The sequence below is a fragment of the Albimonas sp. genome (assembly GCF_055129145.1).
Window position 1 is genome coordinate 1 of sequence record NZ_JBSRTQ010000089.1, and the last position, 18,675, is coordinate 18,675.

General features: G+C 69.1%; 14 protein-coding genes and 2 tRNA genes. 6 read left to right on the plus strand and 10 right to left on the minus strand.

The window, feature by feature from the left end; all coding sequences use genetic code 11:
- Positions 1–734: tetratricopeptide repeat protein (locus tag ACTB72_RS14225; protein ID WP_463037662.1), on the plus strand; the 734-nt coding region annotated here is incomplete at its 5' end.
- 103 nt (positions 735–837) lie between these two features.
- Here ACTB72_RS14225 and ACTB72_RS14230 read toward each other — a convergent pair.
- Entirely contained in the window at positions 838–2,481 is a 1,644-nt protein-coding gene (locus ACTB72_RS14230; RefSeq protein ID WP_463037663.1) for a CTP synthase, read from the minus strand.
- Between the two features lie 176 nt (positions 2,482–2,657).
- Positions 2,658–2,733, minus strand: a tRNA-Val gene (locus ACTB72_RS14235).
- A 212-nt stretch (positions 2,734–2,945) separates the two neighbouring features.
- On the opposite strand from ACTB72_RS14235, the gene ACTB72_RS14240 reads away from it, so the two are divergent.
- Entirely contained in the window at positions 2,946–3,533 is a 588-nt protein-coding gene (locus tag ACTB72_RS14240) for a hypothetical protein (protein WP_463037664.1), read from the plus strand.
- Between the two features lie 8 nt (positions 3,534–3,541).
- Here the strand turns inward: ACTB72_RS14240 and ACTB72_RS14245 are convergent, their stop codons facing one another.
- The 8 genes from ACTB72_RS14245 to ACTB72_RS14280 form a co-directional block, all read right to left on the minus strand.
- Positions 3,542–4,096: a mismatch-specific DNA-glycosylase gene (locus tag ACTB72_RS14245; protein ID WP_463037665.1), complete on the minus strand. Its 555-nt coding sequence runs from the start codon at positions 4,094–4,096 to the stop codon at positions 3,542–3,544.
- 72 nt (positions 4,097–4,168) lie between these two features.
- The gene (gene lon, locus ACTB72_RS14250; RefSeq protein WP_463037666.1) at positions 4,169–6,592 is read right to left on the minus strand and encodes an endopeptidase La; all 2,424 of its coding nucleotides are present in this window, start codon (positions 6,590–6,592) and stop codon (positions 4,169–4,171) included.
- 348 nt (positions 6,593–6,940) lie between these two features.
- Complete coding sequence (gene clpX, locus ACTB72_RS14255) at positions 6,941–8,215, minus strand: ATP-dependent Clp protease ATP-binding subunit ClpX (RefSeq protein ID WP_463037667.1); 1,275 nt, start codon at positions 8,213–8,215, stop codon at positions 6,941–6,943.
- Positions 8,216–8,410: 195 nt separating this feature from the next.
- On the minus strand, positions 8,411–9,043 hold the full coding sequence (locus tag ACTB72_RS14260) for an ATP-dependent Clp protease proteolytic subunit (protein ID WP_463037668.1): 633 nt from the start codon (positions 9,041–9,043) through the stop codon (positions 8,411–8,413).
- Positions 9,044–9,408: 365 nt separating this feature from the next.
- Positions 9,409–10,776 carry a calcium-binding protein gene (locus ACTB72_RS14265; RefSeq protein WP_463037669.1) on the minus strand — a complete coding sequence of 456 codons (1,368 nt, stop codon included), beginning with the start codon at positions 10,774–10,776 and terminating at the stop codon, positions 9,409–9,411.
- Between the two features lie 381 nt (positions 10,777–11,157).
- Entirely contained in the window at positions 11,158–12,507 is a 1,350-nt protein-coding gene (gene tig, locus ACTB72_RS14270) for a trigger factor (RefSeq protein ID WP_463037670.1), read from the minus strand.
- Positions 12,508–12,636: 129 nt separating this feature from the next.
- Positions 12,637–12,720, minus strand: a tRNA-Leu gene (locus tag ACTB72_RS14275).
- 203 nt (positions 12,721–12,923) lie between these two features.
- Positions 12,924–14,504, minus strand: coding sequence for an NAD(P)H-hydrate dehydratase (locus tag ACTB72_RS14280; RefSeq protein ID WP_463037671.1), 1,581 nt, complete (start codon positions 14,502–14,504; stop codon positions 12,924–12,926).
- Positions 14,505–14,769: 265 nt separating this feature from the next.
- On the opposite strand from ACTB72_RS14280, the gene ACTB72_RS14285 reads away from it, so the two are divergent.
- The 4 genes from ACTB72_RS14285 to ACTB72_RS14300 all read left to right on the plus strand — a co-directional run bounded on the left by ACTB72_RS14285 (position 14,770) and on the right by ACTB72_RS14300 (position 18,609).
- A complete protein-coding gene (locus tag ACTB72_RS14285) occupies positions 14,770–15,108 on the plus strand; it encodes a P-II family nitrogen regulator (RefSeq protein ID WP_092684822.1) in 339 nt (112 codons plus the stop codon).
- Between the two features lie 99 nt (positions 15,109–15,207).
- Entirely contained in the window at positions 15,208–16,617 is a 1,410-nt protein-coding gene (gene glnA / locus ACTB72_RS14290) for a type I glutamate--ammonia ligase (RefSeq protein WP_463037672.1), read from the plus strand.
- A gap of 366 nt (positions 16,618–16,983) precedes the next feature.
- Positions 16,984–18,201 (plus strand): S8/S53 family peptidase, encoded by a 1,218-nt coding sequence (locus tag ACTB72_RS14295; RefSeq protein WP_463037673.1) that lies wholly within the window; start codon positions 16,984–16,986, stop codon positions 18,199–18,201.
- A 123-nt stretch (positions 18,202–18,324) separates the two neighbouring features.
- Entirely contained in the window at positions 18,325–18,609 is a 285-nt protein-coding gene (locus ACTB72_RS14300) for a putative quinol monooxygenase (protein ID WP_463037674.1), read from the plus strand.
- Positions 18,610–18,675 lie beyond the last annotated feature (66 nt).

Genomic DNA, 18,675 nt, shown 5'->3' on the forward strand with positions numbered 1-18,675 from the left:
CCGGGGCCGAGCGCGCCGCCGACCGCCCCGACGCGGCCCGCGCCGCGCTGGAGCGGGCCATCGCGCTGTTCCCCGAGGATCCGGCCAACCCGATCCGCCTGGCGCTGTTCGAACGCGACGAGCAGAATCTGGAGGGGGCGCTGGCCGCGGTCACGGCCGGGCTGGAGTCGCATCCCGACGACCTCACCCTGCTGCGCATCGCCGCCACCGTGGCGCGCGATCTCGACAAGATCGACGTCGCGGTGAAATACGGCGAGCAGCTGCTGGCCAAGAGCCCCGACAGCGTCCAGGACCGTTTCATCTACGCCACCCTGCTCGACAAGGCGCGGATGGACGGCCCGGCGGCGGGGATCTACCGCGAAGTCACCGAAAAGCAGCGCGACAACTGGGCGGCGATGAACAATCTCGCCCTGGTTCTGGTCCGACAGAACAAGGAGCAGGAAGCGCTGACCTATGCGCGCCGCGCGCTTCAGATCCAGCCCGACAACCCCGCGGTGATGCACACGCTGGGCTATGTGCTCTACAAGGTCGGCTCGCTGGGCGAGGCGGAGCGTCTGCTGGTCAAAGCCGTGGGCATGCTGCCCGACGAGGCGGAGATCCACTTCGATCTCGGCTACGTCATGCTGGCCCGCAGCCGGAAGGACGAAGCCAAGGCGGAGTTCGAGAAAGCGCTGGAGCTCGACCCCAACCACGAGGATGCGCCCAAGGTGCGGGATCTGATGTCCTCGTTCTGACCGGCGCCGCGTGCGGCACGAAAAAGGGCGGCGGCGCGGGTTACGCGCCGCCGCCCTTTTTTCATGCGCCGCCCTGCCCGGCCCCGCGAAGCCGGCGCCTGGCTCAGACCAGCCGGGACTGGCGCAGCGCCGCCTCGACGAAGCTGCGGAACAGCGGATGCGGGTCGAAGGGCTTGGACTTCAGCTCGGGATGGAACTGGACGCCGACGAACCAGGGATGGTTCGGCAGCTCCATGATCTCGGGCAGGCGACCGTCCGGCGACAGGCCCGAGAAGCGCAGCCCGCAGCTCTCCAGCCGCTCGCGATAGGCGATGTCGACCTCGTAGCGATGGCGGTGACGCTCCGAGATGTGGACGCCGCCATAGATCTCGGCCACCCGGCTGCCCGGCGTCAGCACGGCGTCATAGGCGCCGAGCCGCATGGTGCCGCCCTTGTCGTCGCCGACCTCGCGCTTCACGGTGCGGTTGCCCTCCACCCATTCGGACATGTGGAAGATCACTGGCTCGAAGCGGGCGTCGCCCGTCTCGTGGTCGAATTCCTGGGAGCCGGCGTTGGCGATCCCCACAAGATTGCGCGCCGCCTCGATCACCGCCATCTGCATGCCGAGGCAGATGCCCAGATAGGGCACCTCGCGTTCGCGCGCGAAACGGGCGGCGTTGATCTTGCCTTCCGTCCCTCGCTCGCCGAAGCCGCCGGGCACGATGATGCCGTGGAATCGCTCGAGATGGGGCGAGGGTTCGGATTTCTCGAAGATCTCGGCGTCCAGCCACTCGACCTTGACCCGCACCCGGCTGGCGATGCCGCCATGGGTCAGGGCCTCGTTGATCGACTTGTAGGCGTCTTCGAGCTGGGTGTATTTGCCGACGATGGCGATGCGGACTTCGCCGTCGGGGTTGTGCACGGCGTCCGACACCGCCTTCCACTTGGTCAGGTCCGGGCGCGGCGCCGGCGAGATCCGGAAGGCGTCGAGCACCGCCTGGTCGAGCCCTTCCTCGTGATAGACCAGCGGCGCGTCGTAGATGGTCTCGAGGTCGCGGGCCGCGATCACCCGCTCGGGCCGCACGTTGCAGAAAAGCGCGAGCTTTTCGCGCTCCTTCTCCGGAATCGCCTGGACCGAGCGGCAGACCAGCACGTCGGGAGCGAGGCCGATGGAGCGGAGTTCCTTCACCGAGTGCTGGGTCGGCTTGGTCTTCAGCTCTCCCGACGCCGCGATGAACGGCAGCAAGGTCAGGTGCACGAAGACGCAGTCGCCGGCCGGCTTCTCCTGCGCGAACTGGCGGATGGCCTCGAAGAAGGGCAGCCCCTCGATATCGCCGACGGTGCCGCCGATCTCGCAGAGCATGAAGTCGACCTCATCCTCGCCGATGCGGATGAAGTCCTTGATCTCGTTGGTGACGTGCGGAATCACCTGGATGGTCTTGCCCAGATAATCGCCGCGCCGCTCCCGCTCCAGCACGTTGGAATAGATGCGGCCCGAGGAGATCGAGTCGGTCTTGCGGGCGGCCACGCCGGTGAAGCGTTCGTAATGGCCGAGGTCGAGGTCGGTTTCGGCGCCGTCGTCGGTGACGAAGACCTCGCCATGCTCGAACGGGCTCATCGTGCCGGGGTCGACGTTGAGATAGGGGTCCAGCTTGCGCAGCCGCACCGAAAAGCCGCGCGCCTGCAGCAAGGCGCCCAGCGCGGCCGAGGCGAGCCCTTTGCCGAGGCTCGAAACCACGCCGCCGGTGATGAAGATGAAGCGCGCCATGGAGGGGGTTCCCGTGATCGGATCGACAGGCGTCCGGGAGCGGGCGCCGATTGCGCCCGGCCCTATGCACGGGAGTCACGAACTACAGGATTTCGTGGCCCGAAACAAGCCGGACGCTACTAGAAGTAGGGCGAAGCGTTTGTGCGTTGGGCCGGCCAGATCGGCCGGCGGCGGGATGGTGGGCGGTGACGGGATCGAACCGCCGACATCCTCGGTGTAAACGAGGCGCTCTGCCAGCTGAGCTAACCGCCCGGGTCGGGGCGTTGGATAGGCGAGGCGGGGCGGGGCGTCAACGGGGCGCCGGAGCGCCGCGGCCATGGCGGGACCGCCGCAATTGGAATTTCTGACGCTTCGAAAAAGTCGTATGATGAGATCAAGCGTCCTTTCGTTCATCGCCCTCCCGGCGAAACGGCCTGCGTCCTCGTCCGCCTGCGTATGACAGATTGCGAAACAAGGAATTCGCCATGCGACAGAGACCGCCGACCCTCGCCGCCCTGGGGCTGTTGCTCATCTCCGCGCCGATCTCGGCCCAAGCGCTGGCGGTGACGTTCGACTTCGCCTCCGACGACGGCGCGATGCAGGGTCGGATCTCCGGAGAGGACCTCGATCATGACGGCTGGATCAGCTTCGACCCGTGGGACGGCCTCCATGAGCTGACGCGCTTCGAAATCCGGTTCCGCTTCCTGACGGAGTTCTGCGACCCCCTCACGGGATCCTGCGAAACCGCCGCAGACGAACGCCGCTATGACCTCGACGACCTGTTTCAGGCCGCTGTCTCGATCGCGGGGCTGGATCTGGCGCGCAACGGCGGCGCGCCGCCTTCGAGCTGGGTCTCGTTCTATGGCGAGAACCCGCCCGAATCGATGCAGACCCGCACGACCGGCGGGACGTTGTCGACCCGGTTGACCTATGCCGGCACGCGCTATGACCTGACCGAGACGCAGGATTTCGCCGGGTTCAACGTGCTGCCGTCTCCCCTGCCCGCCACCGCGCCCGCCCTGATCGGCGGCCTGGGGCTGCTGGCGTTGCTGCGCATGCGCCGGACCGCCTGAGGCGGACCTCATCCGTCGCGAAGGGCGCGGACGGCGTCGGCCAGCGCATGCCATGGCGCGGGGTCCCAATGGCCGGACGCCGCGCCCGACGTGCTGGGCAGCACCCAGCACGCGGCGCCCGCCCATCGGACAGTTTGCGGGCCGCAGACCAGGCGTCGGCTCGCCACGCCCAGGGCGGTCGCGGCGGGGCGTTTGCCGTTGAAGGCGACGATTCGAGGGGCCGCCGCTTCCAGCCGCCTTCGCAGACCCTCGGGGTCGTCCGCCGCCCGGCTGAGGCTCGCGTCCGGAGCGCTTTCGCGCGGGTTCATGTCGCTGAGGCCGATGCCCAGGGGGAGGAGCGTCGGGAACGCCTCGGGCTTCAACCGGCATGGGGTCAGCCCCGTCTCCGCCAGAATCGGCCAGAACCGGTTGCCGGGGCCCGCGTAATAGGCGCCCCGCAGCGCCGAGACCCGGCCGGCGGCCGATCCGACGAAGACCACATGCAGGCCGGGGGCCAGCAGCTCCGGCAACGGCCGGGGCGAAGCCGCGTCGGGCCCATGCGAAACGGGGCGGGCGGAGGTCACCCGCCCGCCCCGATGCGGTCCGTCTGCGGCGGAGGAGGGCGCGTCACCCGACCCAGCCCCCGCCCGCCCGGCTCAATGCGCCCGGATCTCGGCCGCGGCCGCGGTCTCGGCCCCGCCGCGCGAGGCGGCTTCGGCGTCGGCCGCCGTCCACTCCACCGGCTCCGGCTTGCGGATCAGGGCGTGGGCCAGCACCTCGGTGACGTTCTCCACCGGGATGATCTCCAGCCCCCGCTTCACATTGTCGGGGATGTCCGGCAGGTCCTTCACGTTGTCCTTCGGGATCATCACCACCTTGATGCCGCCGCGCAGGGCGGCGAGCAGCTTCTCCTTCAACCCGCCGATCGCCAGCACATTGCCCCGCAGCGTGACCTCGCCGGTCATGGCGATGTCCTTGCGGACCGGGATGTCGGTCAGCACCGAGACGATGCTGGTCACCATCCCCACGCCGGCCGAGGGCCCGTCCTTCGGCGTCGCGCCTTCGGGCACGTGAACGTGGATGTCGATCTTCTCGAACTCGGGCGGCTTGATCCCGAGGCTGGGCGCCTTGGAGCGCACCCAGGACGAGGCCGCGTCGATCGACTCCTTCATCACGTCGCCGAGCTTGCCGGTGGTCTTCATCCGACCCTTGCCCGGCAGCTTCAGCGCTTCGATCTGCAGCAGCTCGCCGCCGACCTCGGTCCAGGCGAGGCCGGTGACCACGCCGACCTGATCGGTCTCCTCGGCCAGGCCGAAGCGGAACCGCTGCACGCCCAGGTGCTGGTGCATCTTCGCGACGTCGACATGCACCGACTTCGCCCCGTCCTTGACGATCTCGGTGATCGCCTTGCGGCAGGACTTGGCCAGCTCCCGCTCCAGGTTCCGGACGCCGGCCTCGCGGGTGTAGCAACGAATGATCTCGAGGATCGCCGCGTCCTCCACCTGGTATTCCGTCGCCTTCAGACCGTGGCCCTTCATCTGCTTGGGCAGCAGGTGACGCTTGGCGATCTCGAGCTTCTCGTCCTCGGTGTAGCCGGAGATCGAGATGATCTCCATGCGGTCGAGCAGCGGCCGCGGCATGTTGTAGGTGTTCGCCGTGGTCAGGAACAGCACGTTGGAGAGGTCGTATTCCACCTCCAGGTAGTGATCCATGAAGGTCGCGTTCTGTTCGGGGTCGAGCACCTCCAGCATCGCCGAGGCCGGGTCGCCGCGGAAATCCTGGCCCATCTTGTCGATCTCATCGAGCAGGATCAGCGGGTTGACGGTCTTGGCCTTCTTCATCGACTGGATGACCTTGCCGGGCATCGAGCCGATATAGGTGCGCCGATGGCCACGGATCTCCGCCTCGTCCCGGACGCCGCCGAGCGAGATGCGGATGAATTCGCGCCCCGTCGCCTTGGCGATGGAGCGGCCGAGCGAGGTCTTGCCGACGCCCGGAGGGCCGACGAGGCACAGGATCGGGCCGCGCAGCTTGGTCGAACGCTTCTGCACCGCGAGGAACTCGACGATCCGCTCCTTGACCTTCTCCAGGCCGAAATGGTCGTCGTCGAGAATCTTCTCGGCGTTGGCGAGGTCCTTCTTGACCCGGCTGCGCTTCGACCACGGGATCGACAGCATCCAGTCGAGATAGTTGCGCACCACGGTCGCCTCGGCCGACATCGGGGCCATGTTGCGCAGCTTCTTCAGCTCCGCCAGGGCCTTGTCGTTGGCTTCCTTGGTCAGCTTGGCGGCGTCGATGCGGTCTTCATAGTCGCCGATCTCGTCGCGCCCGTCTTCGCCTTCGCCCAGCTCGCGCTGGATCGCCTTCATCTGCTCGTTCAGATAGTATTCGCGCTGGGTCTTCTCCATCTGGGTCTTGACCCGGCTCTTGATCTTCTTTTCGACCTTGAGCACCGAGATCTCGCCCTGGATCAGCCCGTAGATCCGCTCCAGCCGCGCCTCCACCGACAGCGTCTCCAGCAGGGACTGCTTTTCGGAGAGCTTGACCGAGAGATGACCGGCGATGGTGTCGGCGAGCCGCGAGGGGCTGTCGACATCGGCGATCGAGCCCAGAGCCTCATCGGGCACGGACTTGTTGAGCTTGACGTATTTCTCGAACTCATCGGCGAGCGTGCGGGTCATCGCCTCGACCGCGTCGGCGTCGCCGATCTCTTCCTCGAGCAGGTCGGCCTTCGCCTCGAAATACGGCTCGGGCGAGACGAAATCGGTGATCCGGGCGCGGCGCTGGCCTTCGACCAGCACCTTGACCGTGCCGTCGGGCAGCTTCAGCAGCTGCAGCACGTTGGCGACGACGCCGGTCCGGTAGATGTCCTTCTCGGACGGGTTGTCCTCGCCGGCATCGGTCTGCGAGGCGAGCAGGATCTGCTTGTCGGCGCGCATCACTTCTTCGAGCGCGCGCACGGATTTCTCGCGGCCCACGAAGAGCGGCACGATCATGTGCGGGAAAACGACGATGTCGCGAAGCGGCAGAACCGGCAGGGTGACGGTCTGGGGCGTGACGCTCGACTTGGACTCGGCCATGTTCTTTTCCTTTTCGGCGGAGCGCCCCGTCCCTCTCGCAGGCGACGTGGCGCCCCCGCAGGAGCCTTGGGCGGCCAGCCGGAGCCAGGGCCGCCTCAGACCATCAAATTGGCCTTCCATCGCGCGGGTTTCAAGTCACGCTGCGGCGCAAGCGTGACTCCAAAAGGTTAACACATTGCGACCAGGGCGTTTGACGGACGAAATGCGGGGCGGGTGCTGCGTCGCGGAAGCGGGCGGCGGGCCTTCGGGATGGCAGGGATCGCCGGTTTCGCCCCCCAAACGACGACGGCGCCCTATCGGGCGCCGTCGCTTGGGTGTCTCCGGTCGTCGATGTCGCAGACCGTGGCGTCAGGAGGCCGAAGCCTTGGCGTCCTGGTCGCCCTTCTTGTCCGCATAGATCAGCAGCGGCTGGGCGCGGCCTTCGACCACTTCGTCGTTGACCACGACCTCCTCGACCCCTTCGGCGCCGGGCAGGTCGAACATGGTGTCGAGCAGCACGTTCTCGAGGATCGAGCGGAGGCCGCGCGCGCCGGTCTTGCGGTCGATGGCCTTGCGGGCCACGGCGCGCAGCGCCGGCTCGGTGAAGCTGAGCTTCACATCCTCCATCTCGAACAGGCGCTGGTACTGCTTGACCAGGGCGTTCTTCGGCTCCGACAGGATCTGCACGAGCGCGGGTTCGTCCAGGTCCTTCAGGGTCGCGATCACCGGCAGACGGCCGACGAACTCGGGGATCAGGCCGAATTTCAGAAGATCCTCGGGCTCCAGCTCCGCCAGCACATCGCCGATGCGGCGGTCGTCCACCGACCGCACTTCGGCGCCGAAGCCCATGGCGGAGCCTTTGCCGCGCTGGGAGATGATCCGGTCGATGCCTGCGAACGCGCCGCCGCAGATGAACAGGATGTTGGTCGTGTCCACCTGCAGGAACTCCTGCTGGGGATGCTTGCGCCCGCCCTGCGGCGGCACGGAGGCCACGGTGCCCTCCATGATCTTCAGCAGCGCCTGCTGGACGCCCTCGCCCGACACGTCGCGGGTGATCGAGGGGTTGTCCGACTTGCGGGAGATCTTGTCGACCTCGTCGATGTAGACGATGCCGCGCTGCGCCCGCTCCACATTGTAATCGGCCGACTGCAGGAGCTTGAGGATGATGTTCTCCACATCCTCGCCCACATAGCCCGCCTCGGTCAGCGTGGTGGCGTCGGCCATGGTGAACGGCACGTCGAGGATCCGCGCCAGCGTCTGAGCCAGCAGGGTCTTGCCGCACCCGGTCGGGCCGATCAGCAGGATGTTGGACTTGTTGAGTTCGACATCCTGCTGCTTGGCGGCGTGGTTGAGCCGCTTGTAATGGTTGTGCACCGCGACCGAGAGCACCCGCTTGGCGGTTTTCTGCCCGATCACGTAGTCGTCGAGAACCTGGCAGATCTCGGTCGGCGTGGGGACGCCGTCGGAGGACTTCACCAGGGAGGTCTTCGTCTCCTCCCGGATGATGTCCATGCACAGCTCGACGCATTCGTCGCAGATGAACACGGTCGGTCCCGCGATCAGCTTGCGCACCTCATGCTGACTCTTCCCGCAGAAAGAGCAGTAGAGGGTGTTCTTCGAGTCCGATCCGGTCTGCTTGGTCATCCAGTTCTCCCGCCCGCGGTCGCCGCCGCAGGGCCACCCTAGGGTCACGACCCTTAAGGGATCGCTAGCCCGGGGGCCGCGAATCCCGGCCTGAGGGCCATTGGTGCATGTCGCCGCGACGGGCGCAAGGTCGAAACCCTGACGATCCCGCGCGTTCCGCGCGCCGCCCCGAACGGGCGACGCCGGAAATTCTCTTTACGTCACAGGCTCTTCCGGCGTCTCTCGGCTGGTCACGATGGTGTCGATCAGACCCCAGTCGCGGGCCTTCTCCGCCGTCATGAAATTGTCGCGCTCCAGCGCGCGCTCCACCGTGTCGTAGTCCTGGCCGGTATGCTCGACATAGATCTCGTTCAACCGGCGCTTGAGCGCCTCGGTCTCGCGCGCATGGATCAGGATGTCCGTCGCCTGGCCCTGATAGCCGCCCGAGGGCTGGTGCACCATGATCCGGCTGTTGGGCAGCGAGAAGCGCATGTCCTTGGCCCCGGCGGTCAGCAGCAGCGAGCCCATGGACGCCGCCTGCCCGATGCACAGCGTCGAGACCTTGGGCCGGATGTATTGCATGGTGTCGTAGATCGAGAGCCCCGACGTCACCACCCCGCCCGGGGAGTTGATGTACATCGAGATCTCTTTCTTCGGATTCTCGGCCTCGAGGAACAGCAGCTGCGCCACGATCAGCGTGGACATGCCGTCATGCACCGGGCCGGAAACGAAGATGATCCGTTCCTTCAGCAGGCGCGAGAAGATGTCGTAGGCCCGTTCGCCCCGCGCGGTCTGTTCGACCACCATGGGCACGAGCGTGTTCATGTAGAATTCGGTCGGGTCCTGCATGTGGACGGGCCTTTCGCTGAGCGGGGCGCGGCCGGCGCCGAGGAGGCGGCGCGGCGGCGCATGAAACGGATACGTGCCCATGAGTCCTATGCGCTCGCTCGGGGGGCTTCAAGGGCGGGCGGCGCGACGGGCGTCAGCCTCGCCTGCCGCTGGATAAGGAAGGATTAACGCGGCGCGGCTTCGCGGCGACCGCGGAACGACGCCCCGACCGGCCGTCGCGCCGCGCCGCCCGCGGCCCCGCCAGGGCCCGCGCGTGCGGATCGCCGCCGCACGTGGGACGCGCGGCGGCGGGGAAGCTGCATGGTGGAAACCTCGCCCGTCGCGGCCCGGGACGCGCCCCCGGACCGCGACGGCCTGAGCGCCGCTCAGACCGTGTGGATGTCGAAATGCGAGGCGTCGAGATCGGCGCGGTCGACGCCGACCAGCAGGATCCGGGTCTGATCCGACACGATCAGCGCATCGCCGCGCCGCTCGCGGATCTCCAGATCCTCGAAGCTGATCGCCGAGGTGGTCAGCGAGACATGATCGAAGTCGAGGTCGAAATCGCGCACCACCTCGAACCCGTCGAGCGGCCCGACCTCCACCGTGTCATGGCCGGAGCCGGTGAAGATCACGTCGCGCCCGGGACCGCCGGACAGCACGTCGTCCCCGGCCCCGCCCCACAGCTTGTCGAAGCCGGCCTGACCGTAGATGTGGTCGTCGCCGGCATTGCCGAACAGACGGTCGACGCCCTCCTTCACCCGGCCGATGCGGCCGATCTCGAACTCGCCGAAGATGAAGTCGTCGCCGGCCCCGCCGCGGATCACGTCATTGCCGCCGGTGGCGCTGTCGTCGCGCAGGGCGCCGAAATCGCCGACCAGGATCTGCGCGCCGCGCCCGCCGCGGATCATGTCGTCGCCGCCGGTGACGTTGGCCCCGTTCTCCACGTCCCAGGCGTCGCCCACGAGACGCACCGCGCCGCCGCCGGTGATGCGGTCGTCGCCGCCGACCAGGCCGCCGTAGACCAGGAAGGCGTCGCCCGCCGCGAGTCCGCCGCCGCGGAGGGTCAGCACGTCGTCGCCGCCGAAGAGCGTGGTGTCGTCCTCGACCTCGCGCACGTCGCCGATCGCCGAGATGCGGGCGAGCTCGACGCCCGGCGCGTCTGCGTGGAAGATGCGCGGCCCGAGATAGGTGGCGGCGATGGTGTCTGCGCCGCCCTCGGCCACGCCCTCGGTCACCGAGAAGAAGTCGCCGTAGACGCCGGAATCCGCGCCGAGCGACCCCTTGATCAGGTCGTCGCCGCCCTGGGCCCGCCCCTCGGAGATGTCGACATAGACGCCGTCCCCCGCGAGATGCACGCCGTCGCGGGCCGCGCCGACGATCAGCCGGTCGTCGCCGCGGAGCATCGCGCTCCAGAACATGTTGGACTCGCTCCGCACGTAGCCGGACGCGTTGTCGGCGTCGCCGTAGTCGAAGACGAAGCTCGAGATCGCGCGGGAGAAGCCGCCGATGGTGATGTCGGGCGCGTCCATCGCGCCGTTCTCCAGCGTGATGGCGACGGCGTTGGCCCTGCCGCTCTCGGGCACGGGTCCGACGGCCTGGGTGAAGCCGCGGCCGGCGACCTCGATCATGTCGCCGGCGGTGGAGGCGTATTCGAAGCGCTCGGAGCCGCGCAGCCGGCCGGAGTCGAAGTCGATGCCGGGCGTCTCCATATCGAAGGCGACCGAAAGGTTGGTGAGATCGATGCGCGCCATGCGCCTCTCCTGATGTTGGCGGCGCGTCGCGCGGGCGGGATCCGGGGCCCGGAAGGGTCCGTGGAAACGACCGGCGGCGCCCGCCGCGGGGTCGCGCCGAAGGGCGGCGCGTCCGGTTGGGGTCGAGACTCAGGAAGCCCCCGGATTCGGACTTTCTTAAGGGTTTTTAGCGGCGTGCGGCGTGAAGTTGAGAGATGAATTGAGGCCGGATTTCGGCCGGCAGGCGAAGCGTCGACCGGCGGGCGGCCCGCCCTAAACGCGGACGGCCCGCCCCCGGTTTGACCGGGGGCGGGCCGCCGCATCGTTCTTTTCAGGCCGTTTGGGGCCGGACCGTTTCAGGCCGGTCTCTCCGGGATGCGCCGAGACGCGCCCGGTCGGGCCTCAGGCCTCGGCCTTCTCGTCCTCGGCGTCGAGCGCTTCCAGCTGGGCCTGCAGCTCGTCCTTGGTCACCGAGGTCTCGGTGACGGTGGCGAGCTCGAGGATGTAGTCGACGACCTTGTCCTCGAAGAGCGGCGCGCGGATCTGCTGCATCGCCCCTTCGTTCTGCTGGACGTAATCGAAGAACGCCTTCGGCGGCACGTTCATCTGCTGGGCCTGGCGCACGATGGCCTGGACGATCTCGTTCTCCGACACCTGGATGTCATTGCGCGAGCCGGTCTCGGCCAGCAGCAGGCCGAGGCGCACGCGGCGCTCGGCGAGCTTGCGGTGCTCGTCGGTGGTCTCGACCGAACCGTGGTCGTGGCCCTGCACCTCGGGGTGATCCTCATGCCAGAGCTGGTGCGCGATCTGGTTGGCCTCGATCTCCAGCAGGGCGGGCGGCAGCTCGAAGGTCACGGCCGTGTCCAGCGCGTCGAGCAGCTTGCGCTTGACCAGCGCGCGCGAGGCGACGCCGTATTCGGACTCGAGCTTCTCGCGGATCTGGCCCTTGAGGTCCTCGAGATTCTCGGCCCCGAACTTCTCGGCCATCGCGTCGTCGATCTGGGCGTCGACCGGATAGGCGATCGCCTTGATCGTGCAGGTGAAGACCGCTTCCTTGCCGGCGAGGTTCGCGGCCTGGTAGTTCTCGGGGAAGGTCACCGTCACGTCGCGCACGTCGCCGACATGGGCGCCGGTCAGCTGATCCTCGAAGCCGGGAATGAACGAGCCCGAGCCGATCTCCAGCGGGAAGTCCTCGCCGGCGCCGCCTTCGAAGGCCTCGCCGTCGACGCGGCCCACGAAGTCGATCGTGGCCTGGTCGCCGGTCTCGATATACCCGCCCTCGGCGCGCGGCTCGAAGGACTTGGCGTTCTTGGCCAGGCTCTCCAGCGCTTCCTGAACGGCTTCGTCCTCGACCACGGCGACGGGCTTGTCGAGCGTGATGGCGGCGAAGTCGGGGGTCGGCACTTCGGGGAGCTTGTCATAGGACAGCACGACCTGCAGGTCGTCGCCCTCGTCGAAGTCCTCGTTGGTGACCTTGATGTCGGGCTGAAGCGCCGGACGGTCGCCGGTCTTCTCGAAGTGCTCGCGCACCGCGCCGTCGACCGATTCCTGCACCACTTCGCCCAGGAAGGACTTGCCGAACATCTTCCTGAGCAGCGGCAGCGGGGCCTTGCCCTTGCGGAAGCCCTTCATCTGGACTTCGGCGCGGGCCGCGACCAGCTTCTCGTTCATCTTGTCGGCCAGCTCGGACGCGGGGAGCGTCATGGCATAGGCCCGGCTGAGCCCCTCGGACTTCGTTTCGACGACCTGCATCTGCGTATCCTGCTCCAGCATCTCGGCTTCGGGCGTCGCGCGCGTCCCCGATCTGGGGTCGCGGCGGCCCGGAATTCGCGTCTCCCCTTCCGGCGGCCGCGCGGTGGGGCGCGGGTCGGTCCGGGAGACTGGTGCGGGCGGAGGGACTTGAACCCCCACGCCTTGCGGCACGAGGACCTAAACCTCGCGTGTCTACCATTCCACCACGCCCGCAGCGGCCGACGCCGGGCGGGACCCGGCGCGGATTCCGCGGGGGAGTAGCAGGGATGCGCGGCGGGTGCGAGTCGAAAAAGGCCGTGGCGGGCGCCGGGGCGAAGGTTGAAAGACCATGAAACCCGCCGCAACGGCGCCCCGCCGCGCGGGCCTGACGGGGCCGCCGGCGCGAGGGCCGTCGCGCGGCTCCCGTCCCCGGGGCGTCAGGGGGCGGCGAGGGCGCGGAACACGGCCGGCAGCGCTTCGGGCAGATCCTCGGCGATCAGGCCGGGGCCGAAGGTCCGCGCCGCTTCCACATGCAGCCAGGCCCCGGCCTGCGCCGCCGCGAAGGGGCCGAAGCCGCGCGCCATCAGCCCGCAGATCAGCCCGGCCAGCACGTCGCCGGACCCCGCCGTCGCCAGCCACGGCGCTTCGCGCCCATAGGCGGCCGAGGCCACCGCCGACCGCCCGTCGGGCGTCGCGATCACCGTATCCGGCCCCTTCAGCAGCACCACGGCCCCCGCCCGCGCCGCCGCCGCACGCGCCGCATCCAGTCGCGACATCGCCGGCCCGGCCTCCGCCGGCGCCGCCAGCCTCGCGGCGATGTCGGGGAACAGCCGCCGGAATTCGCCCATATGCGGGGTCAGCACCACGTCGGCGCGCAGCCGGACGAACAGCGTCTCGGGCGCGCCCTCGAAAGCCGTCAGCGCGTCCGCGTCCAGCACCGTGGGTTTCGCGAGGTCCAGTGCCGCGAACACCAGGTCCTGCGTCCGCTCGCCCGCTCCCAGTCCCGGCCCGAGGCAGAGGGCGGAGACCTTGCCGATCCCCTCCATCCCCGCCAGGCCCGCGCCATCCGCCACCCGGCGCAGCATGATCGCGTCGAGCCGCGCGGCATTCTCGATCAGCGCCGCCGGGGGCGCGCCCAGCGTCACCAGCCCCGCGCCCACCCGCAGCGCCGCGCGCGCCGCGAGCCGCGCCGCCCCGCCGCGCCCGACCCCGCCGGCGAGCACCAGCGCATGACCGTGATCGTATTTATGCGCCCTCCGCCGCGCGCCTTTCAGCAGGCGCGCGGCGGACGGCGCGCCGGCGAGCCTCGCGGCGGCGGGCGCGGCCTCCGTCGTTTCGGCCTCGGTCAGCCCGATATCGACCACGCTCAGCGATCCGCAGACCGACGGCCCGCTCCCGAGGTGATGCCCGGTGCGCGGCCGATGAAAGGTCGCCGTCAGCCAGGCGAGCGCCGGCACGCCCGCCTGGCCCAGTCCGCGGCCGCTGTCGAGGCAGAGCCCGCTCGGCCCGTCCACCGCCACCAGCCGCCCGTCGAGCGCGCCCGATGCCGAGAGCGCCGCCAGCGGCGCCGCGACCTCCGCCGGCAGGGGCCGGGTCAGGCCGCCGCCGAACAGCGCGTCGATCACCAGGTCGGGCGCGCGGCCCTCCGCGCCCCCCTCCCCCGCGGCGATCACCGCATCGGCGTCCCAGTTCAGCGTCTCGCCCCCCGCCGCCCAGTCCGCCGCGGCCGCGGCCGCATCCTCGGGCCGGCGCGCCGGATCGCCCCAGGAGAACAGCGTCACCGCCCAGCCCCGCGCCGCCAGCAGCCGCGCCACGACGAAGCCGTCGCCGCCATTGTTCCCCGGCCCGCACAGCACCAGCGCGGCGCGCGCGCCATGCGCGAGCTCCGGCGCCCTCGCCAGCGCCGCGGCCACCACGCCGGCGCCCGCCCGCTCCATCAGCGCGCGCCCCGACACGCGCCCCGCCCTCATCGCCAGGGCCTCCACGGCCTTCATCTCGCCGGCGGTCAGCAGCTGCATCGCAAGATCCCCTCATCGGCCAGGCGCCGGAGACGGGCGCTCCGGCGTCATTCATCTCCGGCCGCATTCATCGCCCACGACTTGGGCAGATTGCCCTATGATTAGGCGCCGGCGCGCGATTCCCGCTTCGCCGCCGACCCGCGGACCCGCCCCCCATTGCATCCGTCGGAGTGAAATGCTTGGCATGAGCCCTGCATAACATCTTGCGAACACGGCGGCGGGGGCGGCCGACCGGAAGCGCAGCAACCGAAGGAGCCCGAGGTCCATGAAGAAGATCGAGGCCGTCATCAAGCCGTTCAAGCTCGACGAGGTGAAGGAAGCTCTGCAGGAGATCGGGGTCCAGGGTCTGAGCGTGATCGAGGCCAAGGGCTTCGGGCGCCAGAAGGGGCATACCGAGCTCTATCGCGGCGCGGAATACGTCGTGGATTTCCTTCCCAAGATGAAGCTCGAGGTGGTGCTCGAGGACGACATGGTCGAGCGCGCCGTGGAGGCGATCGTCGCCGCCGCGCGCACCGGCAAGATCGGCGACGGCAAGATCTTCGTCACCAATGTCGAGCAGGCCATCCGCATCCGCACCGGGGAAGAGGGCGCCGACGCGCTCTGACCCCCTGCCGAACCATCCCGCCGGGGTCGTCGCAGACCCGGCGGCCACGCCACGCGCCCGCGGCAGCCGGCGCCGGAACACTCCAGGAGAGGATCACGCATGACCGACGCAAGTTCCGTTCTCAAGATGATGAAGGACGAAGAGGTCGAATACCTCGATCTTCGCTTCGTCGACCCGCGCGGCAAGCTGCAGCATGTGACCGCGATCCAGGACGTCATCGACGAGGATTTCCTGACCGAGGGCTTCATGTTCGATGGTTCGTCCATCGCCGGCTGGAAGTCGATCGACAAGTCGGACATGAAGCTGATGCCCGATCTGGCCTCGGTCTACATGGACCCGTTCTTCGCCGAGAAGACGCTCTGCGTGCACTGCGACGTGCTCGAGCCCGACACCAACGAGTCGTATGAGCGCGACCCGCGCGGCACCGCCAAGAAGGCCGAGGAGTACGTGCGCACCTCCGGCATCGGCGATGACAGCTACTGGGGTCCCGAGGCCGAATTCTTCATCTTCGACGATGTGAAATACGCCGTCGAGATGAACAAGGTGTCCTTCGAGGTCGACGCCGTCGACGGCGCCTGGAACTCGGACACCGACTACGAGATGGGCAACTCGGGCATGCGCCCGCTGGTCAAGGGCGGCTACTTCCCGCTCCCCCCCGTCGACCACATGCAGGACATCCGCGGCGAGATGCTCTCGACCATGAAGCGGATGGGCATGAAGGTGGACAAGCACCACCACGAGGTCGCCTCGACCCAGCATGAGCTGGGCCTGGTGTTCGGCTCGCTCACCGGGCAGGCCGACAACATCCTCAAGTACAAGTACGTGATCCAGCAGGTCGCCGCGGCCTACGGCAAGTCGGCGACGTTCATGCCGAAGCCGATCTCGGGCGACAACGGCTCGGGCATGCACGTCAACCAGTCGATCTGGAAGGACGGCAAGCCGCTCTTCGCCGGCGACAAGTATGCGGACCTCTCGTCCGAGGCGCTGTGGTACATCGGCGGCATCCTGAAGCACGCCAAGGCGCTCAACGCCTTCACCAACCCGTCGACCAACTCCTACAAGCGCCTGATCCCCGGCTTCGAGGCTCCGGTGCTGCTGGCCTACTCCGCCCGCAACCGCTCCGCGTCCATCCGCATCCCATGGACGGAGTCGCCGAAGGCCAAGCGCGTCGAGACCCGATTCCCCGATCCGACCGCCAACCCCTACCTGGCGTTCTCGGCGCTGCTGATGGCCGGCCTCGACGGCATCAAGAACAAGATCGATCCGGGCGAAGCGGCCGACAAGGACCTCTACGACCTGCCCCCCGAGGAACTGGCCGGCATCCCGACCGTCTGCGGCTCGCTGCGCGAAGCGCTGAACTCGCTGGAGGACGACTACGAGTTCCTCACCGCGGGCGACGTGTTCACCCGCGACCAGATCGAGGGCTACGCCGAGCTGAAGTGGGAGGAGGTCTACGCCTTCGAGCACTGCCCGCACCCGATCGAGTACAAGATGTACTACAACCTCTGATCCTGCCGGATCGGAAGGACCCATCGGACGAACAGGGGGGCGGCGCCGCGCGGCGCCGCCCTTTTTCGTGAGCTCTCTTGCGTGGGCGCCGTCTCGCGAGCCCGTGAAAGGCGCCCGGCCGAAGCGCCCCGCAGCCGTCCCGCGCCCGGCGCCGCCGGCGTCCCCGCCGCAACGCCGCGCGGGCGCCTCGCCGCCGCCTGCGCCGCGCCGGGCGCGCGGCACGCCTGCACCGGCGCGACGTCGGGGGGGGCGCGATGCCGTTGTTTTCATGTGCGTTTCATCACATTCGCGCGTCACGCCGCTTTCCCGCGCCCCAAGCCTGTGCCAGACTTTCCCTTACGACATGCAGAGGGGAGGCTCCGCGCCATGACCGACCACATCCGCCGCCTGCCCGCGCCCGACCGCGGCAGCTACGCCCAGGCGCTCAGCCTGCTGGAGGTGATCGACGGCCCCGACGGCGGCCCGCCGGGCCATGCCATCGTCGCCCATATCGACAGCGGGGTCGCGCCGCATCCCGGCATCGGCTGGCCCCCCGGCGCCCCGCCGCCCGCCTGGCTGCTGCTCGACCGCGGCCGCAACTTCGTCGACGGCCCCTGCGACCAGTTCGACCCGCCCCCGCCCGGCGTCGACGCAACCGCCCTGTGCGCGATGCAACGGACCGCCTCCCCCCAGGCCGGGCTGATCGAATATCCCGATCACGGGGTCAAAACCCTCTCGACGCTCTGCGGCCCCCGCGGCGCGCCGCTTCAGGGCGTGGCCCCCGGCGTGCGGGTGATCCCCTACCGGGTCTCGAACGGTCCGCTGTTCTACGCGTCCTCCGGCCCCGCCATGCAGACCCGCGCCACCGCGCGATTGGGGTGGGCCATCGAGCATGCGCTCGCCCAGGACCCGCAGCCGGGCGTGATGTCGATCTCGATGGGCAATCCCGGTTTCGCGGGGATCTTCGAACCGATCCGCGCCCTGCTGGGCGGCGAGATGGGCATGGCCCCCAACGTCGCCCCTGCGGTCAACCGCGCCTATGAGGCCGGCGTGATCCTTTGCTGCGCCGCGGGCCAGGTGATCGACGGCGTGATTTTTCCGGCGCGCTGGGACCGGACCATCGGCGTCGCGGGCTACGACGTGCAGGGCACGGGCGGCCAGTGCCGCCACTACCCGCCCGGCGGCTATCGCGACCGCGACGCCGAACGCTGGGTGGACATCCACGCCCAGGCCATGCGGATCAACCGCGCCGGCTTCGACATGACCAAAACCCCGCCCCTCGCCTGCTGGGCCGAGGACACGGACGAGGCCGAGCCGTCGGGCACCTCCTACGCCACGCCGCAGGTGGCCGCCGCCGCCGCGCTGTGGCGCACCTGGCACGCGGCGGAACTGGAGAGGCTCTACCGCGCCCCCGCCGACCGCTGGAAGATCGTCGAGGCGTTCCGCTGGGCGCTGAAGGACTCGGCCTATGAGATGCAGGCCGACATGACCCCCGTCCGCGACGGCCCGAAGTGGAAGCCGATCCCGACGCTCGACATTCCGGCCCTGCTGACCCGCGCGCCCCGCGCCGACCTGGCGCTGGAGAAACGCATCCCCGCCGCCTGACCTCCCGCGCCGCCTCCCCCCTCTTGCCAATGTCGGACATACGCGGTCGTATGCCCGCCGCCGCCTGCCCCGCGGCCAAGACCGGGGCCAAGATCGGGGCCAAGGGCCCGGGAGGAGAAAACCATGCTGTTCACCATCGCGACCATCAAGGCCAAGGCCGGGTCCGAAGCCGAGTTCGAAGCCGCCGCCCAGGAGCTCGCCAAGGCGGTCAACGCCAACGAGCCCGGCTGCCTGCAATATGTGCTGTGCAAGGGCGAGGAGCCCTCGACCTTCGTCTTCGTCGAATCCTACAAGGACGCCGAAGCGGTCGAGGCCCATCGCAAATCCGACCATTTCCGCAGCCTCGGCCGGGCGATGGGCGCGTTCATGGACGGCGCCCCGTCGATCATGCGCCTGACCAAGGCCTGAAACCACGCCGCGCCGCAGCCCCTCCTTCGCGGCGCGGCGCCCAACGCTGGGCGGGTGCAAACCCGC